This is a genomic window from Bacillus thuringiensis (assembly GCF_001595725.1).
GTDB classification, from domain to species: Bacteria; Bacillota; Bacilli; order Bacillales; family Bacillaceae_G; genus Bacillus_A; species Bacillus_A thuringiensis_K.
Genome location: NZ_CP014282.1, coordinates 4,600,402 through 4,625,207, shown reverse-complemented (window position 1 = coordinate 4,625,207; position 24,806 = coordinate 4,600,402). Strand labels below are relative to the sequence as shown.

Sequence of the window (24,806 nt, the reverse complement as noted above, 5' to 3'; positions counted from 1 at the left end):
GGATTATAAGTATAAAATTATCTTTACTTAATGGTAAAATATAGGTAAGTAGTTAAGAAAGGAAGAGCGTTGTGCTACTCATTTTTAGCCTTATCTTAATTGGAATTATGTGCAGTATGAAAATAGTATCCTTACACATGATAGAACGACAAAAGGTAGAAGAACGATATGTATATTGTCCAAAATGTGATACAAAAATTAGAAGAGGAAATTCAGCTCCTTTTTGTTCGAAATGTAATTTAATATTTTAAAAATAAAAAGTCCGAAATCACTTTATATGGTTTCGGACTTTTTATTTTTAAGTAAACATTAATCCACCTAGTTCTCTTTCGTTTGTTTATTAACTAAAATGGAATATGAATAACAATAGTATGTAAACGAAAATAAATATAAATGCACACATGGAGTGTTATATTTGGAGATTTTAATCATAGTAGGATGCCTATTAATAGGAATTATTTTGATTAGTAATAGAAGAAATAAAGGGCGGAAAAAAGTTTGAAAAAGGGATTGAGTATACGAATATAATTGAAGGCTATCCCATTATTATGAAGTCTTTCGTAGAGATGGATCGAGAAGTTTTGAGGGTTTTATTACCTGATGAAAGAGGGATTCTTCCTATGAGGCCAAAGTGTAATGAATGTTATAAGACTCAATTGGATGATATTGAGGAGAGTTGATAAAACAAGAGCTTGAAACTATTCAAGCTCTTGTTTTATGACTATTTATATCCTAAAATATGCTCAATCTCATGCAAACTTAATTTACTTGCCTTAGCAATCGTTTCAAGTGGTATACCAAGATCATACATATTTTTAATCATTTGAATTTTCCCCTGTTGAATGCCTTTTTCAATGCCTTTTTCAATACCTTTTTCAAGCCCTTTTTTAATTCCTTGTTCCATTCCTCTTTTTATTCCTTCTGTCTCTGCATGGGCGAATTTTGCTGCTTCATCCATTAAAACTTTCTCCCTTGCGTCATAGGCTTGTCGGAAAGAAGAATCCTGACTCATACGTTCCCATTTATTTATTGCTTTTTGTAAAATAGGGTCTTGGTTCATAGCAATATCCTCCAATAGTTTAGTTAAGTGCTCATCCTCATTTGCTGAAAGCAATAAAAGCCAACGAACAAATGGATCTTTCCACGGATTTACTTTTTCTTCATGCCATTGTTCAGTTAACTTTGGAATTTCTATAATGTGGATTTCTATGTCTTCACTCAGGATTTTTTGTTGTTGTGTATTCCATAATATGCTCGTTGTATGGAAGGCTGGGTGTTCCGAAAACATTACGAAGTTTAGTAAGTTTATGGTGATGGTTTTGTGAAGTGCACTGTAGGGCATCCCTTTTTGTAGTTGAGATGTGTATAGTCTTCCCCAATAATATAAACTGCGTTTAACCATATCGTGATTATTATTGAGTTGTATTTCTACATTAACTTTTGTTCCTGTGTTTAATGTCGCTGAAATGTCTAAAATAGATAACTTATCCTCTTCATATTCCCTGTGTAAATGTGGATCTTCTAGTTGTAGAGAAGCAATGGGCGACTCTAAAGACTCTTGTAACATAGCATTTAAAAATGCAATTAGAATATCTTCGCTACCATTCGTACCAAACAATTGTTTAAATGCAAAATCAATGCGTAAATTAACTAACTGTTGGTTGAACAAAGTTTGTCCTCTCCCTTACATGAAGGTGCTTCTTTCCTTCATTGTACATAAAAAGAACTAGAGTATGCAAACTAGTCATTCTACTATTTTTTAGTAATATTATTAGAAAATGAAAGGTAAGTATGTCTATGGTATACTCTAGTGAAATTGTAAATAAGGATGCTAATACGAACTGGGAAAATTGGGTGGAGTTTGATTGTGACTGAAAAAGATGGGAGAAAGAATAATAAATGAAAAGAAGAAGAAAATCTGGAGAAAAAGTACAAATGAGTCGTTTTACACTTGCTTTATGCTACCGAAGTGAAGCACCATATTATTATTACGAGGTAGCGCTCCATGAAAGAGAGGAACGCTTCTATTTAACGTCAGAACTTTGCGTAATGGATGATGAATATTACTTTATTAGAGGTTGTTTAGAGATTCCTATCATTGATTACCACGAAAATTTCATATGGACTGTGTGGGTATCACTTAGTAAAGAAAGTTATGATGAAGTATTAGAAAAGTGGGATGAGAGAGGCCGAGAAAATAGTGATCCTTATTTTGGTTGGTTATCTGTAGAAATACCATTTTATCCAGAAACATTAAATTTAAAAACAAATGTACATATAAGAGAAGTTGGAACGGCACCGTATATTGAATTAGAGCCAACCGAGCATCCTTTAGCGATCGAACAAAGAAATGGAATTACTTTAGAGAGAGTGAAAGAAATACAAGAAATGATTCAACAATATAACTAGATTAGAAGAGAAAAAACGAGTGCTAGCACTCGTTTTTTTTATTACACAACCGCAGGATTATAAATCATCGTAAAGTGTCCTTGCAATAATTCAATTTGACAAGGTGTATGAAGCGAGCTTTCTCCATCTGTATCAACTTCTTTTTCTTCCTCTGTTTCGATATGAATGGATTTCGCTTTTACGTGGAAGATGTCATTTTCATTTGAGTCTTCAAATAGTTTTTTTCCGATGTAATCTTTAAATGCTTGAATACCTGTTGATTTGACTACGAAAATATCAAGTGTTCCGTCATCACATTTTACGTTCGGAATAAAGGATGGAATACCACCAAGATATTCACCGTTTCCAACCATGACAAGAACAGCTTCGTCTTCATATACTTGTCCGTCATAAGTGATTTTAACTGGGAATGTTTCAGCATTTTTTACAGTTCGAATTGTGCTTAAATAGTAACCGATTTTACCAAGCTTTGCTTTTTCTTCTGCATCGATATTGTTTGATACTTCAGATACGAGTCCAATGCCCCAGAAGTTTAAAAAATGTTGTCCATTTGCTTTTGCAACATCAACTGGTTTTACGTGTTCTTTTGTGATAAGTTTTGCTGCTTCTGCAATGTTTTGCGGAACGCCTAGTGTGCGAGAGAAGTCATTGCAAGTTCCGCCTGGAATGATTGCAAGTGTAGGTCTAGTTTCAAGAGGTGCTAAGCCGTTTGTGCATTCAAATACTGTTCCGTCACCACCAAAGACGATAATTAAATCTACTTTACTAGCAAACTCTTGGCAATATTTTGTTGCATCACCTTGTTTTTTCGTATGAAGGATATGTAAGTCAGGAAAAGCTGCGGCAAGAGGTGGTACGATTTTCGTTAAATTTGTATGTAAGTCGCCTTGTCCAGCTTTTGGATTTACGATGAGGAGTACTTTTTCAAATTTTGTTTTTGTCATTTTTCATCTCTCCCTGTTTTTTTTTGTAATGGAAAGTAAGGAGCTGTTCCGATGTATTTCAGAACAGCTTTTTCCTATTAATAAGGCGCTAAGATTGTCAGTTATTGTCGGTAAGTCGATATATTTAAAAAATCGCCGATATAATTTGAGTTACGGTCGATATATTTGAAAAATCGCCGATATACATTTTATGTACTATCGATTTTTTAAGTTATACGATTATTCCGTTACAACTGAAGCAATGAATGGTAAGTTACGATATTTTTCTGCACAGTCGATACCGTATCCAACGATGAATTCGTCTGGAATTTGGAAGCCAACATATTCAGCTGTTAAGTCTACTTTACGACGTTCTGGCTTATCAAGTAATGTACAGAACTTGAGTGCCTTTGGTTTATGCATAAAGAAGTGGTCTTTTAGGAAATGAAGTGTTAAACCAGAATCGATAATGTCTTCTACGACAATGACGTTTTTTCCAGTAATGTTTACATCGATATCTTTTAATAGTTTAACTTTTCCAGTTGTTTCTGTTTGATTTCCGTAGCTAGATGCAGAAATAAAGTCGATTGTTACATCGTTTTTAATGTGACGAATTAAATCAGCAGCAAATACGAAAGATCCTTTTAATACAGCAATGACTACGATTTCTTCTCCTTCAAAGTCACTTTCGATTTGAAGTGCTAGTTCTTTTACTTTTTCTTGTAATTGTTCTTCAGAAATTAAAGTGTCTTTTATTTCAATATTCATTGGAGTCCTCCTACAGTGTAAAACTTGTGAACATTTCGACTGTAAAGGATAGAAAGAAAAAAGTCAAAGGAGATAGTAATTTTTTACAAAGATAACGACAAAATCATCTGATGATATGATATAATAAGCATATTAAGAAAACGCTTCCATAAAGGGTGAATATGATGAAGAAGAAACAGTACACAAGTGTAACATTTATAAAAGCATTACTTTTAACAATTGTTCTTGGCCTGTTGGCTTACGTAATTGATGTACCTGCGATTCGTATTTCATTAATTGGAATGACTTTAGTGTTAGGAGCAATTTCGCACGGTATGATGTCGCAGCTAAAAGAAGCTGGACTTGATGATATGAGAGATCATATAGATAAAAAGTAAGAAACCTTCATTATATAGAGTGAAGGTTTTTTTGTTTCTTACAAAAATGTAAGGTAGTTGTAAGGCAAATCGATAGTTGCATAAGAGCATTTTGGATAAACTATGGGTGTAAGGTAAAAGGCAAGCATATTTTAGGTAAATTAAGTTTTAGGCACTCTATATGTGAAAAAGGAGTAGGAGGGCATGGAGAAACGTTGGACGACCTTTTCTTTTTTAGCAACTAGCAACACCGTAATGCTAGCTGGCGAGATGGATTTTTTGCACTTGTTTGATCAAGAAGATGATCATTCTTCTTCTAAATTTACAATGAAATGGAATAAATGGAGCGAAAGTTGTAGGTTTGAAGAAGAGGCCCCTAACGAAGAGCAAAAGATTATTTTGACAAACCCTATTAAAGCGTGGGTTGTTCAACGTCGTAAGTGTAACGTCAAAAATCACTTAAAGAAAACTGAGCCGAGACAATTAGTTATCGCTCCGGCCTGTTCTACTTCTACATCACGCGAAAGTAATATGTAAATATTGAGACACACACCCGAAAAAACATCGTATATATTGCGATGTTTTTTTATTTCTCTACAATGAAATCTTTAAATGAAATATATTTCATCTGCATCTTAAATTTATATCTCTTGTTTATTCTAGTGATACATCCGATGCGAAGTGATGTAAAACGTATAAGAGGAGAGAAATAAAATGAAAAAGAAACTATTACCAATTTGTGCGATGGCACTTTTAACAGTAGGATATTCTTCAGTAGCAAGTGCTTCAACTGGAACATTGACAAAGGAAGAAGCAGCGCAAATACAGCAAGATATAGCAAAAAAAGAAGCAGCGATTCAGGCGCAGCAAAAAAATGATACAGAGAAAAAACAAGCGGCGCAAGCGCAAGAGAAGAATGAAGTAGCGAAAAAGCAAGCGGCACAAGTACAAGAAAAAGAAAAAAGTAATATGGCTAAAGAAGTAGTAGCGCCACAAGTGAAAGAAAAGGAAGCTATTGCAAAAAAAGAAGCTGGAGAGAAATTACCAAACACAGCATCTAATAATGTAGCAATGATGGGACTAAGCGCATGTCTTGTAGCACTAGGTACATTATTTGGTTTGAATCGTCGGAATAAAGTTAAGGCATAAATCAAATATTGTCCTATAAAGAATGGCATAATTTCATATATTAAAAATGGTAGGTTATTCCTACCATTTTTTGCATGGAGGGATGAAACATGAAGATACTCAATTATATCGGTATCATATTGATGGCTATAGGGCTATTTATGGGAGCATATTACGCTGTCGAATGGTATAAAGGAAAAAGCTCTGCTCAACAATTAACAAAAAAAGAACTAAAGAGCCTTGAAAATATACAAGATAATGAACTTTCTTCCGAAACACCTGTAACTTCCCAAGTGCCTTCTTCTCAAACAGAACATAAAGAAGGAGAAAAGGTAGCGATGTTAAACATACCAAAAATAGGGAAGAAGTTTTCTATATATTGGGGAGCGGATGATACGACTTTGAAAAAAGGAGTGGGTATGTTCGTTAGTGATTTAACGACAACGCCATCTGGAGGTGGACATACTGTTTTGAGTGGACACCGGGATACTGTATTTACCGATTTAGGGGAGTTAAAAGAAAAAGATACGCTTGTTTTAGAGTATGATAATAAAATTTACACATATGAAATTCAAAAGACGTGGATTACCCACGCGGATGATCGTACTGTTATTATAAAAAAAGAAGAACCGGTATTAACACTGACGACTTGCTATCCATTTGATTATATAGGGGATGCACCAGATAGATATATTATCGAGGCGAAGTTAACGGCTAGTTATTCAAAATGAAGTGATAGTTTCTGAAAACGGAAGGGGATACATAAGTTATGTCAAAAAACATTTTAATTGTGGAAGATGAAGATATTTTGCGTGAAATATTAAAAGATTATTTTTTGAGTGAGCAATATGTAGTGTTTGAAGCAAGAGATGGAAAAGAAGCTTTAGTTATATTTGAGCAAGAAAAGGTGGATTTAGTTATTTTAGACATTATGTTGCCAGAACTCGATGGATGGTCTGTTTGCCGAAGGATTAGGAAGACGTCCGAGGTGCCTATTATTATGCTGACGGCGCGCGTAGATGAAGACGATACGTTACTTGGTTTTGAACTTGGAGCAGATGACTATGTGACGAAGCCGTATAGTCCGCCAATTTTATTAGCAAGAGCGAAACGATTATTAGAAAGTAGAAAAGCATCGAAGAAACCTTTAGAGAACGAAGATGATACGTTATCGATTCATGGCATCCATGTCCATTTTCCGTCGCGTACTGTTACTGTTGATGAGGCAGATGTTAGTTTAACGCATACGGAGTTTGAAATATTGGTGTATTTCATGAAAAATCAAGGAATCGTTTTAACGCGAGAGCAACTCATTTCAAGAATTTGGGGATATGAATTTGCTGGCGATGATCGAACGGTGAATAGCCATATTCGTAATTTAAGAAATAAATTAGGAGAGAAAGCAAAGTATATTACAACTGTAGTACGAACTGGTTATAAATTTGAGGGGAATGTATGAGAAAAGGAATTGTACTAAAATTATTTACCCTCACAACAGCATTATGCATGTTAATTTTAGTGACGATATTTATTGGACAAACGATATTTTTTAAACAATATTATGCGAATCGAAAAGTAGAAGATATTAAAGTGAACTTAAATTCCTTTGAGAAGAGTTATTTGAATTATGTAGGAAATGCAGAAGAAATTAAGCGACTGGAGCAAGACTTTTTAAGAGAAAATAATACGTGGATTACGACATTAGATCAGAATGGGAATTTAAAACATGCGGATGATTTTTATTTTGAGGTAACGATAGATCGTAGGCAACAAAAGAGCTTTGGACAACAAATATTCAAAATTCCTTTATACAATCTCATCAATATAGAGGAGATTGATAATAAATCATCAAATGCATTTTTAGGGCAAGAAATTTATTTTTCTGGCGTGAAAAAAGATGATAATTATATTCCATTCTCTTTCACGTTAGGCAAGCAAAATTTAAGTGGATCTAATAAACCGTTAGAAAAAGCGTTTCAGGAGAAAATGAAATTAAATGAGGAGAAAAAGAGAGCAGCCGAAGAACAACTTGCTAAGGAAAAGAAACCAGCTGTCCAGAAAGAATCTGCTCAAGAATTAGATGCTTACATAGGTGGGCGTGTTACGAAAGTTCAGCTTCCTGATGTAACAGGTCCTATAAATCAAATTTATAAAAATAGCATCTTTTTAGATAACATAAAAGAATTTCAAACGGATTTATTATTAAAAGAGAGCAAGCATATACAATATGCAATACAAACAATGGACTATGAAAAAAATGATATAAAATATAAATTATTAATTAAGCCGATAAAAGAAAAAGGCGGATCAGTAACATATATTTATGCGATGGCTTCTTTACAGCCCGTAGATGAGGCTGTACAAATGGTGCAAGATTATTATATCTATATCATTGCATTTGTAGTCGTTCTTATTTTTTTAGCTTCGTTCTATTACTCAAAACAAATTGCAAAGCCATTATTGAAAATAAATGATACAACGAAGAAAATAGCGCATTTAGACTTCACAGAAAAAATACCGATTACTTCAAAAGATGAAATTGGGGATTTATCAAAAAATATTAATGTGCTATCAAATAAACTCCATTCGCATATTGGACAGTTAGAAGAAGATATTGAAAAGGAAAGAAAGTTAGAAAAGACGCGAAAAGAATTCATTTCTGGTGTTTCACATGAATTAAAAACACCGCTAAGTATTATGAAAAGCTGTATTTCTATTTTAAAAGACGGGGTAGCTGAACATAAAAAAGAGTATTATTTTCAGGCAATGGAGAGAGAAGTAGACAAAATGGATACGTTAATTTTGGATATGCTTGAGCTAGCTAAATTTGAATCTGGTACATATAAAATGAAAAAGGATTCGTTTTATATTGATACAGTAATTGAAGATATATGTGAACATCTATCTGTGGAAATAGAGAAAAAAGAACTTCATGTTCATAAAAATATATGTTCATTTGAAGTGATTGCAAATCAAGGCCGGATTGAACAAGTCATCGTGAACTTTATTACGAATGCCATACGCTACACACCAAATAAAGAGGATATTATTATTTCTACAATAGATGAGAAGGATCGTATAAAAGTGTGTATTGAAAATAAAGGTACTCACATTGAAGAAGAACAATTAGATAAAATTTGGGATCGTTTTTATCGCGTGGATACAGCTCGTCAGCGTTCACAAGGTGGGACGGGGCTTGGGCTTGCCATTTCAAAGAACATTTTAGAACTACATGATGCTGAATATGGGGTAAAAAATACAGAAAATGGTGTGTTATTTTACTTCTATTTACCGAAAAAAGCGTAGATCATATTATCTACGTTTTTTTAATTTATTTTCATATTATCTTTACCTAATCTTTATTTTTAATCAGTATAATTTGTTTAGAATATGAGGTTATGTAAGGAGTCGATGAACCGTGCATAGCAATTGGCTAAGTATAATGGTATTTATTTTCTTTTGCGCATTTATTGTATTTTTAATTGATATTACGATATGAAAAAAGAGCGCTCATTAAGCGCCCTTTTTGTTTGCATTTATTTGATAAGCATTGATGCTTTTGAATAATCGTGGTGAAGTAAGGAATAAAAATATAAGTAAAACTGTACATAAAATAAAAGAACCGAGCATTGTACTGCCGTTTACGATTAATGAATATAACACAGCTGATTGACCTTTCGGTGCATATTGTCCCCAGAAAATAATGCCAGCAATAAAGTGGCAGAAATAGCGAGCAAAGCTACCGATAAATGTAGCAAGGATAATATAAGCAAGGACTTTCTTACCCTGGTTTTGTTTTGATGAAGGTTTGTCTTTACGGCTACCTAAATTTGATTGTTCTAAGCTATTTTCATTAGATGTTAAAAGTGCTTTTTGAATTGGACGATAGAATAAGCCAGCAAATCCAATAAAAGCAAAGGCAATGAAGTACTCAATGAATGCTTGAACAGGTGTTAAAATGTAAGCATCTCCCACGACAATTTGTAATAGTCCCCAAACTAAACCGCCTAAGAAAGCTGATTTAAAGCCCCAGCGGTAAGCAATAATAAAAATAGGAATCATAGCAAATGAAATGGAACCGCCTGTTGGAAGTTTAATTGATAATGGTAAAATGTCGATGATCATGGCGAAGGCTGCAAGAATAGCAGATTCGATCATCGCTTGTAAATTGGTGTTACGCATGTTGTCTCCCCCTAAATCCAAGTTGTACAAAAAAGAATAGATATCATAGGAGGATACGAAATACGTAAATAAAAAAGAGGTATGTATTTCGGACGTTTGCACAATCCCTGCGTTAGCATTAACTAACAGGTTCGAAGGGTCGGAACGAAGTGTTCCCTCTCAGCGGCATGGCTCCCCCTGTGATAACGAAATTCTTTATTTGTTATTGTTTATTGTAAGCGAAATGGATGAGAATGGCAAACGAATCTATTATGACAATAATTGAAATAAAATTGTAGAGAAATGTTAATAAATATGAAGTCAAAGGGTATAGTGCTCAAGAAATAGAGTGTGCTATAATTCTTTTGAAAATAATTATCATTCTCTTCGGAGGGGGAAGGTTATGAGCTTAGTAGATATTAAAATTGGTGAGAAAGTGTTAGTAAAAAGTATTCAGTCGTTAGATCAGTTACTAAAGAGAAGACTGGCTGCTTTTGGTCTTTCTGAAGGAAGCGAACTTCGCATGAAGCAAAAAGCGATGTTCAAAGGTCCTTGTACATTGGAGTGTCGTGGACAGTTAATTAGTATTCGTCATTGTGACGCGAAAATGATAAAGGTGGAATTAGCGTGAATAAGGTAGCTTTGCTAGGGAATCCGAATACAGGGAAAACATCATTATTTAATGCACTTACTGGTTCTTATGAGTATGTAGGAAACTGGAGCGGTGTAACAGTAGAAAAGAAGGTTGGTAAATTAAAAGATAAGCAAGGAACATTAATTGATTTACCAGGTGTCTATGATTTAAATCCAGTTTCACGTGATGAAGGTGTTGTAACAAACTTTCTATTAACAGAAGAATTTCAGCATATGTTAAATATTGTGGATTCTTCGCAGTTTGAACGAAATATGCATTTAACGTTGCAATTACTTGAATTTGGTAAGCCCGTTTCAATTGGTTTAAATATGATTGATGTGGCGAAGCAAAGAGGCATTGTAATTGATGTTAAACGATTATCAGAACTATTAGGTGTAACAGTCGTTCCTGTCGTTGCAAGAAGCGGAAAAGGTTGTGAAGAACTACTTGCGACGCTTAAAGAAAATGACAAAAATGCGAAAAAGCCATTCATTATTTCATATGGTGTACGAATGGATGAAGGAATTGGAGGAGTAATTTCTCTTTTAGAGAAAGCGAATTACGAGCATCCGAGATGGTTAGCTCTTCAATTTTTAAGCAATAACGAAGTAGTAGAAAAAGAGATGAAAGCATTACCAATTTATAAGGAACTTGCAGCCATTCGATCTCGCTTAGAAGAAAAACTTGATTGTACGTTGGAAGAGCACATTTACAAAACTCGTGAAGCGTATATTGAAAAGTTAAAAACAAATGTTATGAAGCATGAGAAAGAAGGAAAAATTCCTTTTTCAGAAAAAATTGATAGATTAATTACACATAAAATTTTAGGACTTCCAATCTTTTTAGCAGTTATGTTTTTTATTTTTCAGGTTACGTTTACGTGGATTGGTACACCTTTATCGGATATGTTAGATGAGTTTTTTGGTGGCCAACTTACGGATTGGGTGACAGCTGGACTTACAAGTGTCGGAGCTTCTGATTTTATTCAAGCACTCGTTACAGAAGGTATTATTGCCGGTGTTGGTGCGGTATTAGTATTCGTTCCACAAATCTTTGCACTATTCTTTTTCATTTCATTATTAGAAGACTCAGGATATATGGCGCGAATTGCAGTTGTTATGGATAGAATTATGGAGTTCTTCGGTTTAAATGGAAAAGCATTCATTCCGATGATTATCGGTTTTGGATGTAATGTTCCAGGTATTATGGCAGCGAGAACGATTGAACAAGAAAAAGAACGTTTACTTACAGTTCTTGTAACACCATTTATGTCTTGTTCGGCACGTTTACCTGTATACGCATTATTTGCGGGAGTATTCTTCCCTCATAGTCAGGCAACTGTTGTGTTTTCTTTATATGTTGCAGGTATTGTTCTTGCATTATTAGTTACAAAAATTATGTCTCTTACCATTTTAAAAGCGGAAAAGTCTATTTTCGTCATTGAACTACCTCCTTACCGCGTGCCACAAGCGAAAACGTTATGGCTAAGCACGTGGGAGAAAGGTAAGGGATTTGTTCGTAAAGCAGGTACATTCATCTTCGGTGGTTCTGTTGTCATTTGGTTATTAAACTACGCAGGTCCATCAGGATTTGGTGTGGATATGGGAGACAGTTACTTAGCGATGATTGGTGGATTTATCGCACCACTATTTGCACCGCTCGGCTTTGGAACGTGGCAAGCTGCAGCATCTCTTTTAACAGGATTTTTAGCGAAAGAAGTTGTCGTTTCTACAATGGCAATTATTTATGCGGTGAAAGAAGATGTGCTTGGAAATGTAATGGGAGCACATTATACTGCGTTATCAGCATATGCATTTATGTTCTTTATTTTATTATATGTTCCGTGTTTAGCGACAGTAGCTGTTATTAAACGTGAAACAGGATCAGCGAAATGGACGATTTTCTCAGTCGTTTATCCGCTCGTAGTTGCTTACGTATTAACGCTCATTATATACCAAGTCGGATCCTTACTCGGATTCTAGAAGGAGATGTATTGTGATGATGGTCAATATTATAATTGGAGCTATCATTTTTGGTTATGCAGCATACACGTTAGTTCATTTTGTAAAGAGAAGTAAAAAAGGAAAATGCGCGGCATGTTCTTTAAATAAGTCATGTCAGTCGCAAACTTGTAGTCCGGATATGGAGCAAATTGCTCATAATAAATAGAAAAAAGCTTTGCGAATTTCGCAAAGCTTTTTTATTACTTCTTAATTTTTACAAGTTGTGATGATTCTACACCATTCTTTCCAGGGAATTCTTTACTTGGGTCTTTATCAAATTTTAATACACCTACAGATTTTTCTTCACCTTTTACATTTCCGTATGTTGCATCATCAACAACCGCGAACATGTCGGCATATGCACGGCCACTACCGATAATTGTATTGCCTTCGTATTTTAATTTTGCCCCATCAAGTGTAGCATTTTCTACTTTTTCTTTTGCGAATAATACACCTTGTTCTGTTGTTACAGCTGGTAATTTATCAAGTGGCTTCGTGTCGTCTTTTGCATCCACTTTGCTAAGTAACTCTTTCTTCACAAGTTCTTCACCAGTTTTCTTATCCATGACAAGAACTTTTTTACCGTCTAATGTTGTCATTTTCATTTTATAGAAGTCTTTTTCTTTCACTTCTTTTTTATTTTTATCTGCAATTTGTGTTACTTGATCTTCTGTTCCGTACAGTACAAATCCGTTTGCTTTTTCTCCTAATAAAGAACAACCTGATAATGCTCCGAATGAAATTGCTGCTGCTAATCCGATTCCTACTAATTTTTTCATGATGATTTCTCCTTTTTAATGTTTTATAGTAAATACAATTTTTGTATTAGTTTTGAAATGATGAGAAGCTTGTTTGTTGCTTCTGGTATTAGTGTATAAGAAATATGGAAACGTAACTATCGAGTTAGCTTACAGTAATATTACACTTATGTAATTTAGTGAAATTGCAAAAAAGTAAGTTAATTTTAAAGGGAGATAATGAGAATATATTAGAAATACAATATTGCATCTAGAATGTCATATTATAATGGATGTATTTTGGAAATAACATGTAAGTACATCTTCATTTTGTTATAATAAACACATAGCTGTAAAAATTACTATTCTTTACTGTTAAGGAAGATTTTTATTTTTCCAAGTAGTGAATTTAAAATATGAGGTATATCATAGGAGGAATTTAGATGTCTGTATTTAAACGATTACGAGATTTAACAATGTCGAATGTGTATTCATTAATTGAAAAAGCGGAAGATCCAGTTAAGATGACGGATCAATATTTACGCGATATGCAAGCTGATGTACAAGAAGCTGAGAAAAGTGTAGCAGCTCAAATTGCGCTTGAGAAGAAATTCAAAATCTTATTTGAAGAGCAAGAAGCACTTGTGAAAAAACGTGAAGAACAAGCTCATATGGCTGTTCAAGCTAGTAACTTAGATCTTGCGCGCCGTGCACTAGAAGAAAAACAAAATGCAGAGCAAAAGATGAATGAGTATAAAGCAAGCTATGAGCAAAACAAAGCTGCTGCTGATAATCTGCGCCTGAAGCTAGAAGAAATGCGTAAGCAATTAAATGAACTGAAAAATAAACGTGAGACACTTGTAGCACGTGTAAATGCGGCGAAAGCACAAAAGAATATTAATCAGGCGATGTCTGGATTTGATTCAAACTCAGCAAAAGCTGGTTTAAGCCGTATGGAAGAGAAAGCTCTTCAATTAGAGGCTGAAGCAGAAGCAAGCGGTGAAGTGTACAAAAAAGAAAAATCATTAGATGATGAATTCGCAAGCTTAAATAAAAATTCTGCTGTTGACGATGAATTAGCTCGTATTATGAAGCAGTATGAGAAATAATATAGAATAGAGACAAATGAACCGACATGTCTAAACAAATTCATGTCGGTTTTCTATTATTTTTTAGAGGAGGTTTTGCAATGACATGGACAAATGTGTTAGCCATGCTTGTATGGACTGGAGCGAGTGCAGTACTTTTATTTGCAATTATGTGGGTTGATTCAATTTTTACAAAATACAATGATTTAAAAGAAATCAAAAATGGAAATACAGCTGTAACAACTCGTTTTATTATGAAATTATTTGCACAAGGGTACATTTTATCCCAATCGATAACGAAAGCAAATGATTTATGGCAAGCACTTCTTGCATCAGCAGTTTCTTTCGTTATTTTATTAGTGGTAGAAATGTTTATCGAATTCGTATTAAAGAAAATGTCTGGTCTTGATTTAGAAGAGGGTACGAAAGAAGGTAGCGTTGCACATGCGATGCTAGCCGGATCATTACATATTGTTGGTGCACTAATTTTAGGTGCGTGTTTATAAATAGAAAAGGAGGGGTAGATCATGAGTTTATTTAAACGAATTAAAAATATAATGAAAAGCCCAGAGCCACCGAAGCCGGAAAAGAGTCTTTTAACGTTAGCTCCTGGCGATATGATTGAAGTTTCATTAGTTATGTATGAATTAATTGGGAAAACGAGTATGCATTCTCGTAAAGAAATTGTTTTGACACTGCAAGACGGGAAAGATATTCGTTATTTAAAAATTGAAGACCGTGAAAATACGTATTACAAATTATATACTCCAATTGATGGTCGCTTAGATTCAATTGATGAAATTCCGACGACAATTGAAATGGATGATACCGAGTACCATATGGAAGAACAATATAACGGACGTGTTGTTGTGATGGGAAAAACTCCATTCTCAGCTTCAGAAGAACAGTATATATGGGAATTCCAATCAGATAATCGAAAATTATTGCGTATTGAATGGCAAAATGGTCGCACAATGATGTATGAGGGAGAAGCAATCATTCCTGCTGATGTACAAATTATAAGAGCAACGTAAGGGGGCGTAATCATGTCAAACCGATTGTTTACCATGATTAAATCGTTTGTGATCCCTATACTTGCTATCGTTATATTACTTGTTGTTGCTGGTTATGCCTTATCAGGTTGTCAAGGCGGGCAGACAAAGTCGATTCAAGACCGTTATCCACTTGAATCTGTTGCCAAGGAAGGTAAACAAGAATCTTACGTGTATAGGGCCGCCAATCGGTCGGTTCCTGAAGTAGCGAAGGAACTCATTAACGAAAGAGAACCGAAGCAAGCATCTAAAGAAGACGAAAATCAAATGTTCCTCGTTTATTCTGATAAGATTTATAACCTGCAAAAGGATAAAGAGAAACCATCTGATACGTTAATTGAAATAAGTAATAAAGAATTTGTCCGTCAAAATTACCAACCGTCCTTCTTGCAAGGGTATATTATGGGAAGTATATTAAATGATATATTTGGTTCACGAAAATCATCGTACGGTGATTACCGCGGGTATAATGACAGACAAAATCATAAACCGGTTATTCCAGAGAGACCGCCTACGAAAGAAGAAAAGAAAACCCCTCCTCCAATTACGAAGGAAGGAAAAGGGTCTATCATTAAGCGAGGCGATCATGTAGATTCGAAACCTTCCGTAGGAGATACAGGAAGTATTACTAAAAAAGGAAGTAGTACGCCTCCGCCTCCTACTGGAAGCAAAGGGAAAATAACGAAAAATCCAGGTGGTTCAAGCGGATCAGATGTGAAGCCAAAATCATCTATTAAAACCCCGCCAAGGAATACATCTCCTCCGAAAACGAGGGTCGGTGGTTCAGGAAAGATTACGAAGAGAAGATAGTGTAGAGACCGAAAAGTGTGAGTTGCTTTTTGGTCTTTTTTCTTGTTATGGGAATTAATTCCTTATTATTAGTGCGATTTAGGCATAAGGGGGGAGAGTAAAAATATATCAGCGATTATTGAAATATATCGACTTACCGACAAAAACTGACAACGATAGCAACTTAATAATAAAAAGAGGGTGTGCCAAAATTTTGGCATACCCTCTTTTATATAACGATTAATGAATATCACGTTTCTTGAAATTACCGCCTTTTACTTCTGCTACATCATAAACTGTAATAAAAGCGTGTGGATCGATTTCATTAATAAGTTCTTTCATTTTACTTTCTTCTAAACGGTTAATTACACAAGAAATTTCTTTGAACTTCTCTCTTGAATAACCACCGTATACTTCGTTATATGTTGCACTTCGGCCTAAACGATCGCGAATTGTTTCTACCATTAATTCAGGCTCTTTTGTAATGATTTTAAATGCTTTTGAACCACTTAAACCAACTTCAACGATATGAATCACTTTCGAAGCGATAAAGTAAGCAATTGCCGAAAGGATAGCTCCTTGAAGGCCGAATACCGTTGATACGAAAATAAATACGAACATGTTTAAGAATAAAATAAGGTCACTCGTTCCAAATGGTAACTTACGAGAAAGCAATACAGCAAGCATATCGATTCCATCTAATGCCCCACCGTTACGTAATGCTAGTCCCATACCAAAACCGATGATAATACCACCAACAACTGTAACTAATAATGTATCACCTTCAATAATAGCTGGTATTCCGTGCATGACAACGGTACCTACTGCTAATGAAGCAATTCCGATAATAGAATAAATCGCAAAGCTTTTACCGATTTGCTTATACCCTAACCAAACGAAAGGAATGTTAATAACTGCGATTAGAGCTCCTAATGGCAATCCAAATAATCTTGAACTAACGATACTTAAACCAGTTACACCACCGTCTGATACGTTATTTGGAATTAATACCGCTTCTAATCCGTACGCTGTGATAAATGCCCCAATAATAATCATCAAAGCTTTTGAAGCAATTTTTAGCTTATTGGGCTTGTTTTTGATAATTTTCTCCATATAATTTCCTCGTTTCAAACTAGTTTCTTATTTGTTACGTTATTCACACCTAAATTTCATTTTAACATTTAATTTGAAAAAATTCTCCTTTAATGGATGTATGCAGGGAATATTATCACCATATTATCTTTAAAATATTTTTGAAATGAGTATAAGAAATCCCATCCTTTCAAAGGATGGGATACTATTAAGAAAATATAAAACTAAGTACTGATATGAATAAAGCGAAACCTAAAATAGTTCCACATATTTTCATATGACGCTTACGTCCCATTACGACAATTGCAACATATTCACGAATCATTGCGTTAGGCCAGTAATAAAATGCAGTTTTTGACCCGATTCCTTGGCTATTAAGACCAGCTTGTCTAGCGTATATACCAGCGCGGAAAAGGTGGAAATTATTCGTTGTAAAAATACTTTTATATTTACCTTCAGGTTTTAAAGAATCCATAATTTCTTTAGAGAACAACATATTTTGATATGTGTTTACAGAGCGATTTTCTTGTACTGTATGTTCAAGCGGAATTCCTTTTTCAACAGCATAATTTTGCATTGCTTCTGCTTCTGGAAGGCCTTCATCTGGACCTTGACCACCAGAGAAAATAATTGTTGGTGGTGTATTCACAGCGGCTTGTTTCCAATAGAAGTCGATAGCTTTATTAATGCGGCTTGCAAGTAATGGTGGTACTTTATCATTAATTAAGCCGCTACCAAGAACGATAATGAAATCTTGATTACGTCTTGGTCTGTTGAATTGGTATAAAAAATATGCGCTTAAGAAGTTAGATAAGTGTATAAAGAAATAGAAGCTTATAAGAGAAATAGCTGCAAAAATAGGCTCTAAATGCGATGAAACTAAACTTGCTGGGTTTATGATAGGGAGCATTATAAAGAATAAAATCCCTAAAGCAGCAATTAAAGTTAAAGAGTTTGTGAAACGCCTTCCTTCACGTTGCATTAAAATTTTTGCATTAAGAAAAAGTCCGAACATTAAAGCGACTATAGCAAAAGGTATCATTACAAGTAGTGCTAACATGGGGATGATAACGATAAAATGTAAATCGTTATTACCAGACTCAAATGAGGCTATAGCGCAAAATAATAGAAATGAACAGATAAAGGCATTAAATAAAAAGCCGTTTATTATTTTTCGCGGATCTTTTAAATACGAGATAAGAAAAATAATAAACAGTATAAGAGGAATAATTCCAAAATACATCATAAATATAGTACACCTCAACTTGTATAAGAATTTGACATACCTTTTATATTACATGATTTTATAATTGAAAATGAAAGAAAAAGGATTTTGAATTTTCTCAATAAAATATATAGATACGTATGTTACAATATATTCAAAGCGATATATTAAAAGTAAAATGGTTGAAAAGGCACTCAGTAGAGTGCTTTTTCTTTTTGTATGCAATTGTGCATATTATATTTTTTTTCAAAGGCAGAGGATTACAATATAAGTTGTAGACAGACTTTATAAAGCAGAATTTAATACAAACATTTCCCTCTACTTTTTGTATCTAACAATCATATAACAATAAATAATTCTGTTTTATAGTGTCTGTTTTTGAAAGTTGTCTTTTTTGAAGGCACCTTTTTTTATTAGTATAGATAGTTTTCACTGTTAGCATAGTGTAAACTATCTATACTAAACATTAGCAATCTTCCGTATAAACATTATCAATTTACTATATATTCCAGTGGTGTTAATCTACATATGAAAGGCTTTCTTTTTCAAAATATTACCCCTAATAAAATTTTGAAGAAGTCAACTGTCTCCAAACTTGTCTTTATGCTTAAAGAAAAAGCACTCAAATTGAGTGCTTTTTCTTATTAAAACATGCTATTTTTCTAGGCGATTTTCATAAAATAAAAGTAAAGAAATGAAAGTGGGTGACAAAATGCCGGCAGTTGTGGAAGGTGTTATTATTGAAAATTGCAATGGAACAATTAATGTAGGTGACAAATATAACGTACAGCCGATTGAAAAGACAAAGGCTTATAATGGATCCGGATCATCAAATACAGGAATGAAAGTACAAACATTTAGCGGGATTAGTACAGCTGATGTATGGGATAATGATGCGAATGATCAGGGAATACAGTTTACTTTATAGTGTGATATGCAAAGTTGCATAAAATGATGAACTTGTCCTGTGCTACAATCTAGCTGTGAGCTGTTAATGATTCTTCTGTAGTATAGTTGTTAGATTAGAAATATAACATCTTATCGAAAATCATACGTATAAAAAAGACACTTCAAATGAAGTGTCTTTTTTTACCTTAGTGATACCCTTTAGCAGAGTCTTTATGAATTTTATTTTTAAAGATACTATAGCTCCAAAGCTGATATCCAATAACGATTGGTACCATGACCATTGCAACGAAGAACATAATTTTTAAGTTTAATTGACTACCAGCTGCGTTGTATAACGTTGTACTGTATGCATCGTTAATACGAGATGGTAACATTCTTGGGAACATACCTGCAAAGCCAGTTGTCATAAACATTGCGATTGTTAGGCAAATGAATGTGAATGCAAGGCCAATTTTATGTTTGTACACCATAATAAGTGCGAGTACACTCATTAACATTGCAAGTACTGGAAGAATGAATAGTACCGGATATTCCGTAAAGTTTTGGAATAAGTTTGTCCGATTAGCAGTTGCTACATAGAAGATAGCTAAAATGATAGCAGCTGCCATTGAAAACGGTCTTGCGATTTTATAAGCACGATCAGATACTTCACCAGTCGTTTTAATCATGACCCAAAGGGCACCGGATACGACAAATATAGCAGTGAAGAAAAGACCACCTAATATACCGTAATGGTTTAATAAGCTAAGCAAATTTCCTTCATAGCCATTTTTTCCGATTTGTAGTCCATAATACAAGTTAGCGAATGTAACACCGAATAAGAAGGCGATTAGGAAACTGCCAATTGCAAATGCCCATTTACAAGTTTTTTGCCAAATTGGTGAATCATCTTTATGCATGAATTCTAGTCCAGCGGCACGAGCAAACAGTGCAAGTAATACTAAGAATAATGGTGTATATAAATAGCTAAACATATTAGCATATGTGACTGGGAAGGCAGCAAATGTTGCGCCACCAGCTGTAATCAACCATACTTCATTACCGCCCCAGAACGGGCCAATTGCTTCTTGTAATTGATTTCGTTCTTGTCGGTCTTTCGTAACGAAGGGAAAAATCATTCCGTTACCAAGTGCATACCCGTCAAGAATGAAGTAAACTGTCCAAATCACGCCCCATAAACCGAACCAGATGATTGCAAGCATATCATGAGACATGGGCTACACCTCCCTCAGTAGCAGGTTCTTCTAATGCTGCAGGTCCTTTTTTCGCGAACTTCAGCATTAAGTATACGTCTGCGATTAAAAGTAAAGTGTAGAACAAAATTAAACTAATTAATGAGAACCAAATTTGTGGAACTGATATAGGCGATACAGATTCCGCTGTACGCATTAGTTTATATACTGTCCATGGTTGACGACCTACTTCAGCGACAATCCATCCTGCATTAATCGCAATATAAGGAAGTAAGACAGACCATATTGTAATTTTTAAATAGCGTTTTGAGTTTTCTAGTTTTCCTTTTCGGTTTAAATAGAAGCCGTACCAAGTTAATACCATAAAGAACATACCAAGTGCAACCATTAAGCGGAAGCTATAATACACGAGGTTAACATTTGGACGTTCATCTTTCGGAATATCTTTTAAACCGACAATTTCGCCATCAAATGAGTTTGTATAGAAGAAGCTTCCGAGTTTTGGAATCGTAAGGAATTCCAAGTTCTTTTCATTTTTCACATCAGGAATTTGAACAATTGAGAAGCCTTGTCCTTTTCCAGTTTCCCAAACTGCTTCCATCGCAGCTCCTTTTGCGGGTTGATATTTAGCTGCTGATACACCAGATTGATGTCCCATAAACGGTGTAATTGTTGCGGCGAATAAGCCTAACATTAAACCAAACTTAAATGATTTTTTGAAGAATTCTACTTCATTTTTACGTAATAAGTGATAGGCACTAATTGCCATAACGAAGAAAGAACCTACGATATAACAACCAACTACAGTATGAAAGAACATATTCCAAGCGTATGGATTCGTAACGAGTGCCCAGAAATCATTTAATTCAGCGCGACCGTTACGTACTACATAGCCAACAGGGTTTTGCATAAAACCATTTGCTGTAATAATCCAAAGGGCGGAAATATTTGTTCCAAGTGCAACCATCCACATACAGAAGGCACGAAACTTTGGTGAAATTTTGTCTTTACCGAATAACCATATTCCCATGAAAGTAGATTCTAAGAAGAAGGCAACAAGTGCTTCGATTGCGAGAGGTGATCCGAAAATATCTCCCATATATTTGGAGTACTCAGACCAGTTTGTTCCAAATTGGAATTCCATCGTAATCCCGGTTATAATCCCCATTACGAAGTTAATTGTAAATAATTTACCCCAGAAATTTGCCATTTTGCGGTATGTTGGATTCAATGTGCGGGCGTATTGAGTCTCCATACATGCTACCAAAATAACAAGTCCGATTGTCAAAGGTACAAATAAAAAGTGATAAAAAATAGTAATTGCAAATTGAAAACGACTCAGTAACAGAACGTCGGACATAATAAATATTCACTCCTTTTTTACATTATCTACAATCAGTTTATAGTGAAAATACGTTTAAAGTATGTGAGACTTGTTACAAAGCTGTGTGTATATTTTGAAAGAATTATGTCGATTATCTGAAAACATCTTATTTTTAATATAAAGCGATATCCTTTTTGAGTTTTTCATATTTTGGTACACTATATAAGTAATGTAAATGAGAGAAAAGAGGGTAACTAACTGTTACGATTTATTTAACCAATTATAACGAAAGTTAATTAAATATATCAGTAAGCCCTGCTAGTCAAGTGATTGGCTAGTAGTGAGGGTTAACTGCGGGCAATCCCTAAAGCTGATTGAACTACAACGTGGCTAGAAATAGCGAGCGTGAATGTTGCGAAAGCAGAAAAAATCAATCAGATGGTGCAAGGTTAAATCCTAAACACTAGAACAATGGGTCTTCCGCATCGAATCATCTAAGTCAAAATGGATAAGATGAACGTTCAACGACTATCTCGTGTAACTGACGAGAGTACATCACAAGCCTATGGTGATGGAAAAATCCTCTATCTCTAAAGAGATAAACATATAGTCTGCGCTCATGTGAAAACATGAGAAGTTCATAAGAGAACTGGCTAAGGAATTGCGCCCTTAGTTGAACGAGATACATTTAATTAAATCTATCAAACCTCATTGAATATATCGAACGTATGTTCTATGTTAGATTCAATGAGGTAAGAATAATAATGAAATTTTTACGAGTTAGTCAAGTATCAGAATTAACAGGTTTGCATCCGAGTAGTCTCAGGAGAATGCTGGTGGAACACGCTACTATTCAGAAGAACAAATCTTTCATTATCTGAAAGGTGAGTGCCTGAATAATCGCACAGTAAAGGAGTAGACTTCTGATGATATTGGCGAAGAAAGTTAGACTAATCCCAACGCCTGAACAAGAAAAAGTGCTTAGAAACCATGCTGGTGCTGCAAGATTTGCTTATAACTATTGTAAAAGAATGAGTGATAGATATTATAAGCTATTTGGAAAATCTGTTTCACAGTTAGCTTTACAGAAACGATTTACAAAGATCAAGAAGCGAAAGAGATATGAGTGGTTAAATGACATCAATGCACAAGTTCCCAAACAGGCTTCAAAAGATTTTGATACGGCGAGAAAAAATTCGTTCAAAAAGTACAAAAATGGTTCTCACACTTCTTATAAATCCAAAAAAGATTTAATCCAAGGATTTTATGCCAATTATGAAAGACTGATTATAGGAAAGAAAGTAGTTCATATTCAGTCTATTGGAGAAGTGAAAACAAGCCAACAACTACCAAGAAACAAAAAACCATCCAATCCAAGAGTTACCTTTGACGGTCGTCACTGGTGGATTAGTGTAGGGTTCCAAGAAGACTTTGAATCACAAGAACTAACCGATGAGTCGATTGGTGTGGATGTTGGTTTAAAAGAGCTGTTTGTAGCTTCTAATGGTACGAAAGAACGAAATATAAACAAAGATGCCAAGGTTAAAAAACTTTTGAAAAGGAAAAAGTCAGCGCAAAGAGATATGTCTAGGAGATTTAAAAAAGGTGTGAAAATTCAATCTACCGGATATGAAAAAGCGAAAGCTGAGCACCTGCGGTTATCTAGGAAAATTACGAATATCCGAAATAACCATATCCATCAAGCAACAGCTAAATTGGTGAAAACCAAACCAATGAGGATTGTTGTGGAAGACTTATCTATTTCTAACCTGTTAAAAAACAAAAAACTATCGAAAGCATTTTCATTTCAAAAATTACACTTCTTCTTTCAATGTTTATCATACAAGTGTGAGAAGTACGGCATTGAGTATGTAAAAGCTGATAAATGGTTCGCTTCAAGTAAGATTTGCTCATATTGCGGCGTAAAATACGACCATTCAGTTCAACCAGAAGGACAGTGGAGTTTAAAGATTCGTGAATGGTGTTGTGCTTCATGCAATAGCCATCACGATAGGGATGTAAATGCGTCGATAAATTTATCAAGATGGGTAAAATAAATGCTTGATAATAGGAGGTAACGATACTGCCTCGTGTGGAGTGTTATACCCCTCGTCCCTTTGGGGCTGCGAGAACACGATGAAGCACTAACTTGTGTAAATTTGATTGAATTGTATAGATTTAGTTAAGTTTATCGTATCGGTTCTTTACTATGAAGTCATTAGAAGAGATTTTACAATACAATGAAAAATTTGTTGAAGAGAAAAGATACGAAGAGTATGAAACGGGAAAATTCCCGAATAAAAAAATGGTAATTATCTCTTGTATGGATACTCGTCTTGTTGAATTATTACCAAAAGCAATGAATATGCGTAACGGTGATGTGAAAATTATTAAAGTAGCAGGAGCTGTTATCTCACATCCATTCGGAAGTATTATGCGTAGTATTTTAGTTGCTGTATATGAACTTGGTGCTGATGAAGTTTGTGTAGTTGGTCACCACGATTGCGGTATGGCAAAAATTCAAGCAAGCAGTACAATTGAGAAGATGAAAGAGCGGGGTATAACAAATGAGAAATTAGATACACTCCGTTATTCTGGAATCGATTTAGAAAGATTCCTACAAGGGTTCTCTAGTGTAGAAGAAAGTGTAGAGCATAGCGTATCGATACTTCGCAACCATCCATTACTTCCAGAAGAAGTACCTGTTCACGGTCTTGTTATAGATCCTGATACAGGAAAATTAGATTTAGTTGTGAATGGTTACGACAATTAAGAATTTACTTTGTCATCCTTTTTATCTGGGACAGGATCAAATCCTCCCGGGTGGAAAGGGTGACATTTTAATATACGCTTACAAGTAAGCCAAAAACCTTTGAGTGCACCATGTTTTTGAAACGCCTCTAATCCGTAATGAGAACAAGTTGGATAAAAGCGGCATGTTGGTGGTGTCATCGGAGAAATGAACTTTTGATAAAAGCGTATAATCCCAATAAAAATCTGTTTCATAATGGTCTC

The 24,806-nt window shown here is 34.6% G+C and carries 28 protein-coding genes, 1 pseudogene and 1 riboswitch; of the genes and pseudogenes, 19 read left to right on the top strand and 10 right to left on the bottom strand.

Translation table 11 applies throughout. The features are described 5' to 3' along the window. Window positions 1–71 precede the first annotated feature (71 nt). On the top strand, window positions 72–251 hold the full coding sequence (locus tag AXW78_RS32915) for a hypothetical protein (protein ID WP_001986677.1): 180 nt from the start codon (window positions 72–74) through the stop codon (window positions 249–251). A 216-nt stretch (window positions 252–467) separates the two neighbouring features. Then, window positions 468–680 (top strand): annotated as a pseudogene (locus AXW78_RS35555) (DUF4262 domain-containing protein); the annotation flags it as partial. 41 nt (window positions 681–721) lie between these two features. Here AXW78_RS35555 and AXW78_RS23290 read toward each other — a convergent pair. Then, window positions 722–1,669: an Rpn family recombination-promoting nuclease/putative transposase gene (locus AXW78_RS23290; protein WP_061884695.1), complete on the bottom strand. Its 948-nt coding sequence runs from the start codon at window positions 1,667–1,669 to the stop codon at window positions 722–724. Between the two features lie 230 nt (window positions 1,670–1,899). Here AXW78_RS23290 and AXW78_RS23285 point away from each other — a divergent pair, with 230 nt between their 5' ends. Then, on the top strand, window positions 1,900–2,409 hold the full coding sequence (locus AXW78_RS23285; RefSeq protein WP_000830228.1) for a DUF2199 domain-containing protein: 510 nt from the start codon (window positions 1,900–1,902) through the stop codon (window positions 2,407–2,409). 41 nt (window positions 2,410–2,450) lie between these two features. On the opposite strand, the gene AXW78_RS23280 is transcribed toward AXW78_RS23285, so the two are convergent. Both AXW78_RS23280 and hpt read right to left on the bottom strand, forming a co-directional pair. Beyond that, window positions 2,451–3,353, bottom strand: a complete 903-nt coding sequence (locus AXW78_RS23280) for a diacylglycerol/lipid kinase family protein (RefSeq protein ID WP_000167907.1) — start codon at window positions 3,351–3,353, stop codon at window positions 2,451–2,453. 219 nt (window positions 3,354–3,572) lie between these two features. After that, window positions 3,573–4,100, bottom strand: coding sequence for a hypoxanthine phosphoribosyltransferase (gene hpt, locus AXW78_RS23275; RefSeq protein ID WP_001019309.1), 528 nt, complete (start codon window positions 4,098–4,100; stop codon window positions 3,573–3,575). A 161-nt stretch (window positions 4,101–4,261) separates the two neighbouring features. On the opposite strand from hpt, the gene AXW78_RS23270 reads away from it, so the two are divergent. From AXW78_RS23270 to AXW78_RS23245, 6 genes are all read left to right on the top strand, one after another. Then, the gene (locus AXW78_RS23270; protein ID WP_002001286.1) at window positions 4,262–4,477 is read left to right on the top strand and encodes a hypothetical protein; all 216 of its coding nucleotides are present in this window, start codon (window positions 4,262–4,264) and stop codon (window positions 4,475–4,477) included. 183 nt (window positions 4,478–4,660) lie between these two features. Next, complete coding sequence (locus AXW78_RS23265; RefSeq protein WP_000415590.1) at window positions 4,661–4,993, top strand: hypothetical protein; 333 nt, start codon at window positions 4,661–4,663, stop codon at window positions 4,991–4,993. A 177-nt stretch (window positions 4,994–5,170) separates the two neighbouring features. After that, window positions 5,171–5,605, top strand: a complete 435-nt coding sequence (locus AXW78_RS23260) for an LPXTG cell wall anchor domain-containing protein (protein ID WP_000728028.1) — start codon at window positions 5,171–5,173, stop codon at window positions 5,603–5,605. An 89-nt stretch (window positions 5,606–5,694) separates the two neighbouring features. Further along, window positions 5,695–6,315 carry a class D sortase gene (locus tag AXW78_RS23255; RefSeq protein WP_000698540.1) on the top strand — a complete coding sequence of 207 codons (621 nt, stop codon included), beginning with the start codon at window positions 5,695–5,697 and terminating at the stop codon, window positions 6,313–6,315. 38 nt (window positions 6,316–6,353) lie between these two features. Further along, window positions 6,354–7,043 (top strand): response regulator transcription factor, encoded by a 690-nt coding sequence (locus tag AXW78_RS23250; protein ID WP_000041843.1) that lies wholly within the window; start codon window positions 6,354–6,356, stop codon window positions 7,041–7,043. Continuing rightward, a complete protein-coding gene (locus AXW78_RS23245) occupies window positions 7,040–8,890 on the top strand; it encodes a sensor histidine kinase (protein ID WP_001225370.1) in 1,851 nt (616 codons plus the stop codon). Before AXW78_RS23250 ends, AXW78_RS23245 begins: the two co-directional genes overlap by 4 nt. 207 nt (window positions 8,891–9,097) lie before the next feature. Here the strand turns inward: AXW78_RS23245 and thiT are convergent, their stop codons facing one another. After that, the gene (gene thiT / locus AXW78_RS23240) at window positions 9,098–9,766 is read right to left on the bottom strand and encodes an energy-coupled thiamine transporter ThiT (protein ID WP_001246577.1); all 669 of its coding nucleotides are present in this window, start codon (window positions 9,764–9,766) and stop codon (window positions 9,098–9,100) included. Between the two features lie 86 nt (window positions 9,767–9,852). Beyond that, a riboswitch (TPP riboswitch) is annotated at window positions 9,853–9,954 on the bottom strand. A gap of 194 nt (window positions 9,955–10,148) precedes the next feature. Here thiT and AXW78_RS23235 point away from each other — a divergent pair. From AXW78_RS23235 to AXW78_RS23225, 3 genes are read left to right on the top strand one after another with little or no spacing between them, the layout of a single operon-like run. Then, the gene (locus AXW78_RS23235; protein WP_000060514.1) at window positions 10,149–10,376 is read left to right on the top strand and encodes a FeoA family protein; all 228 of its coding nucleotides are present in this window, start codon (window positions 10,149–10,151) and stop codon (window positions 10,374–10,376) included. After that, window positions 10,373–12,361: a ferrous iron transport protein B gene (gene feoB, locus AXW78_RS23230; RefSeq protein ID WP_001044824.1), complete on the top strand. Its 1,989-nt coding sequence runs from the start codon at window positions 10,373–10,375 to the stop codon at window positions 12,359–12,361. Before AXW78_RS23235 ends, feoB begins: the two co-directional genes overlap by 4 nt. 16 nt (window positions 12,362–12,377) lie before the next feature. Beyond that, window positions 12,378–12,548, top strand: a complete 171-nt coding sequence (locus AXW78_RS23225) for a FeoB-associated Cys-rich membrane protein (RefSeq protein ID WP_000989586.1) — start codon at window positions 12,378–12,380, stop codon at window positions 12,546–12,548. Between the two features lie 34 nt (window positions 12,549–12,582). On the opposite strand, the gene AXW78_RS23220 is transcribed toward AXW78_RS23225, so the two are convergent. After that, a complete protein-coding gene (locus AXW78_RS23220; protein WP_000737480.1) occupies window positions 12,583–13,161 on the bottom strand; it encodes a lipoprotein BA_5634 family protein in 579 nt (192 codons plus the stop codon). A gap of 401 nt (window positions 13,162–13,562) precedes the next feature. Between AXW78_RS23220 and AXW78_RS23215 the strand changes: the two genes are divergently transcribed. The 4 genes from AXW78_RS23215 to AXW78_RS23200 all read left to right on the top strand — a co-directional run bounded on the left by AXW78_RS23215 (window position 13,563) and on the right by AXW78_RS23200 (window position 16,069). Further along, window positions 13,563–14,228, top strand: coding sequence for a PspA/IM30 family protein (locus AXW78_RS23215; RefSeq protein ID WP_000110286.1), 666 nt, complete (start codon window positions 13,563–13,565; stop codon window positions 14,226–14,228). Window positions 14,229–14,308: 80 nt separating this feature from the next. Then, window positions 14,309–14,713, top strand: coding sequence for a DUF350 domain-containing protein (locus AXW78_RS23210; RefSeq protein WP_000220321.1), 405 nt, complete (start codon window positions 14,309–14,311; stop codon window positions 14,711–14,713). Window positions 14,714–14,734: 21 nt separating this feature from the next. Continuing rightward, the gene (locus tag AXW78_RS23205; RefSeq protein WP_000051745.1) at window positions 14,735–15,241 is read left to right on the top strand and encodes a DUF4178 domain-containing protein; all 507 of its coding nucleotides are present in this window, start codon (window positions 14,735–14,737) and stop codon (window positions 15,239–15,241) included. A gap of 12 nt (window positions 15,242–15,253) precedes the next feature. Beyond that, the gene (locus AXW78_RS23200) at window positions 15,254–16,069 is read left to right on the top strand and encodes a DUF4247 domain-containing protein (protein ID WP_000071188.1); all 816 of its coding nucleotides are present in this window, start codon (window positions 15,254–15,256) and stop codon (window positions 16,067–16,069) included. Window positions 16,070–16,288: 219 nt separating this feature from the next. Here the strand turns inward: AXW78_RS23200 and AXW78_RS23195 are convergent, their stop codons facing one another. Together AXW78_RS23195 and AXW78_RS23190 are read right to left on the bottom strand one after the other, a co-directional pair. After that, on the bottom strand, window positions 16,289–17,161 hold the full coding sequence (locus tag AXW78_RS23195; RefSeq protein ID WP_000411244.1) for a YitT family protein: 873 nt from the start codon (window positions 17,159–17,161) through the stop codon (window positions 16,289–16,291). 187 nt (window positions 17,162–17,348) lie between these two features. Continuing rightward, a complete protein-coding gene (locus AXW78_RS23190; RefSeq protein WP_033690171.1) occupies window positions 17,349–18,383 on the bottom strand; it encodes a YdcF family protein in 1,035 nt (344 codons plus the stop codon). A gap of 676 nt (window positions 18,384–19,059) precedes the next feature. On the opposite strand from AXW78_RS23190, the gene AXW78_RS23185 reads away from it, so the two are divergent. Beyond that, a complete protein-coding gene (locus tag AXW78_RS23185; RefSeq protein WP_002001299.1) occupies window positions 19,060–19,293 on the top strand; it encodes a spore germination protein in 234 nt (77 codons plus the stop codon). Between the two features lie 166 nt (window positions 19,294–19,459). Here the strand turns inward: AXW78_RS23185 and cydB are convergent, their stop codons facing one another. Further along, window positions 19,460–20,488: a cytochrome d ubiquinol oxidase subunit II gene (cydB, locus tag AXW78_RS23180; RefSeq protein WP_000017660.1), complete on the bottom strand. Its 1,029-nt coding sequence runs from the start codon at window positions 20,486–20,488 to the stop codon at window positions 19,460–19,462. After that, the gene (cydA, locus tag AXW78_RS23175; RefSeq protein ID WP_061884694.1) at window positions 20,478–21,827 is read right to left on the bottom strand and encodes a cytochrome ubiquinol oxidase subunit I; all 1,350 of its coding nucleotides are present in this window, start codon (window positions 21,825–21,827) and stop codon (window positions 20,478–20,480) included. The genes cydB and cydA overlap by 11 nt, the downstream gene beginning before the upstream one ends. Window positions 21,828–22,717: 890 nt before the next feature. Between cydA and AXW78_RS23170 the strand changes: the two genes are divergently transcribed. Both AXW78_RS23170 and AXW78_RS23165 read left to right on the top strand, forming a co-directional pair. Beyond that, window positions 22,718–23,848 (top strand): RNA-guided endonuclease InsQ/TnpB family protein, encoded by a 1,131-nt coding sequence (locus AXW78_RS23170; RefSeq protein ID WP_061884693.1) that lies wholly within the window; start codon window positions 22,718–22,720, stop codon window positions 23,846–23,848. A 152-nt stretch (window positions 23,849–24,000) separates the two neighbouring features. Continuing rightward, window positions 24,001–24,564 (top strand): beta-class carbonic anhydrase, encoded by a 564-nt coding sequence (locus tag AXW78_RS23165; protein ID WP_000838173.1) that lies wholly within the window; start codon window positions 24,001–24,003, stop codon window positions 24,562–24,564. On the opposite strand, the gene yidD is transcribed toward AXW78_RS23165, so the two are convergent. Continuing rightward, window positions 24,561–24,797: a membrane protein insertion efficiency factor YidD gene (gene yidD / locus AXW78_RS23160; protein ID WP_000809334.1), complete on the bottom strand. Its 237-nt coding sequence runs from the start codon at window positions 24,795–24,797 to the stop codon at window positions 24,561–24,563. The genes AXW78_RS23165 and yidD overlap by 4 nt on opposite strands. Window positions 24,798–24,806: the final 9 nt, after the last annotated feature.

Bases quoted from the DNA above. Each gene is read 5' to 3' on its own strand.
- AXW78_RS23285 (WP_000830228.1), top strand. From the start codon at position 1,900: ATGAAAAGAAGAAGAAAATCTGGAGAAAAAGTACAAATGAGTCGTTTT.
- AXW78_RS23280 (WP_000167907.1), bottom strand. From the start codon at position 3,353: ATGACAAAAACAAAATTTGAAAAAGTACTCCTCATCGTAAATCCAAAA.
- hpt (WP_001019309.1), bottom strand. From the start codon at position 4,100: ATGAATATTGAAATAAAAGACACTTTAATTTCTGAAGAACAATTACAA.
- AXW78_RS23270 (WP_002001286.1), top strand. From the start codon at position 4,262: ATGATGAAGAAGAAACAGTACACAAGTGTAACATTTATAAAAGCATTA.
- AXW78_RS23265 (WP_000415590.1), top strand. From the start codon at position 4,661: ATGGAGAAACGTTGGACGACCTTTTCTTTTTTAGCAACTAGCAACACC.
- AXW78_RS23260 (WP_000728028.1), top strand. From the start codon at position 5,171: ATGAAAAAGAAACTATTACCAATTTGTGCGATGGCACTTTTAACAGTA.
- AXW78_RS23255 (WP_000698540.1), top strand. From the start codon at position 5,695: ATGAAGATACTCAATTATATCGGTATCATATTGATGGCTATAGGGCTA.
- AXW78_RS23250 (WP_000041843.1), top strand. From the start codon at position 6,354: ATGTCAAAAAACATTTTAATTGTGGAAGATGAAGATATTTTGCGTGAA.
- AXW78_RS23245 (WP_001225370.1), top strand. From the start codon at position 7,040: ATGAGAAAAGGAATTGTACTAAAATTATTTACCCTCACAACAGCATTA.
- thiT (WP_001246577.1), bottom strand. From the start codon at position 9,766: ATGCGTAACACCAATTTACAAGCGATGATCGAATCTGCTATTCTTGCA.
- AXW78_RS23235 (WP_000060514.1), top strand. From the start codon at position 10,149: ATGAGCTTAGTAGATATTAAAATTGGTGAGAAAGTGTTAGTAAAAAGT.
- AXW78_RS23225 (WP_000989586.1), top strand. From the start codon at position 12,378: ATGATGGTCAATATTATAATTGGAGCTATCATTTTTGGTTATGCAGCA.
- AXW78_RS23220 (WP_000737480.1), bottom strand. From the start codon at position 13,161: ATGAAAAAATTAGTAGGAATCGGATTAGCAGCAGCAATTTCATTCGGA.
- AXW78_RS23215 (WP_000110286.1), top strand. From the start codon at position 13,563: ATGTCTGTATTTAAACGATTACGAGATTTAACAATGTCGAATGTGTAT.
- AXW78_RS23210 (WP_000220321.1), top strand. From the start codon at position 14,309: ATGACATGGACAAATGTGTTAGCCATGCTTGTATGGACTGGAGCGAGT.
- AXW78_RS23205 (WP_000051745.1), top strand. From the start codon at position 14,735: ATGAGTTTATTTAAACGAATTAAAAATATAATGAAAAGCCCAGAGCCA.
- AXW78_RS23200 (WP_000071188.1), top strand. From the start codon at position 15,254: ATGTCAAACCGATTGTTTACCATGATTAAATCGTTTGTGATCCCTATA.
- AXW78_RS23195 (WP_000411244.1), bottom strand. From the start codon at position 17,161: ATGGAGAAAATTATCAAAAACAAGCCCAATAAGCTAAAAATTGCTTCA.
- AXW78_RS23190 (WP_033690171.1), bottom strand. From the start codon at position 18,383: ATGTATTTTGGAATTATTCCTCTTATACTGTTTATTATTTTTCTTATC.
- AXW78_RS23185 (WP_002001299.1), top strand. From the start codon at position 19,060: ATGAAAGTGGGTGACAAAATGCCGGCAGTTGTGGAAGGTGTTATTATT.
- cydB (WP_000017660.1), bottom strand. From the start codon at position 20,488: ATGTCTCATGATATGCTTGCAATCATCTGGTTCGGTTTATGGGGCGTG.
- cydA (WP_061884694.1), bottom strand. From the start codon at position 21,827: ATGTCCGACGTTCTGTTACTGAGTCGTTTTCAATTTGCAATTACTATT.
- AXW78_RS23170 (WP_061884693.1), top strand. From the start codon at position 22,718: ATGATATTGGCGAAGAAAGTTAGACTAATCCCAACGCCTGAACAAGAA.
- AXW78_RS23165 (WP_000838173.1), top strand. From the start codon at position 24,001: ATGAAGTCATTAGAAGAGATTTTACAATACAATGAAAAATTTGTTGAA.
- yidD (WP_000809334.1), bottom strand. From the start codon at position 24,797: ATGAAACAGATTTTTATTGGGATTATACGCTTTTATCAAAAGTTCATT.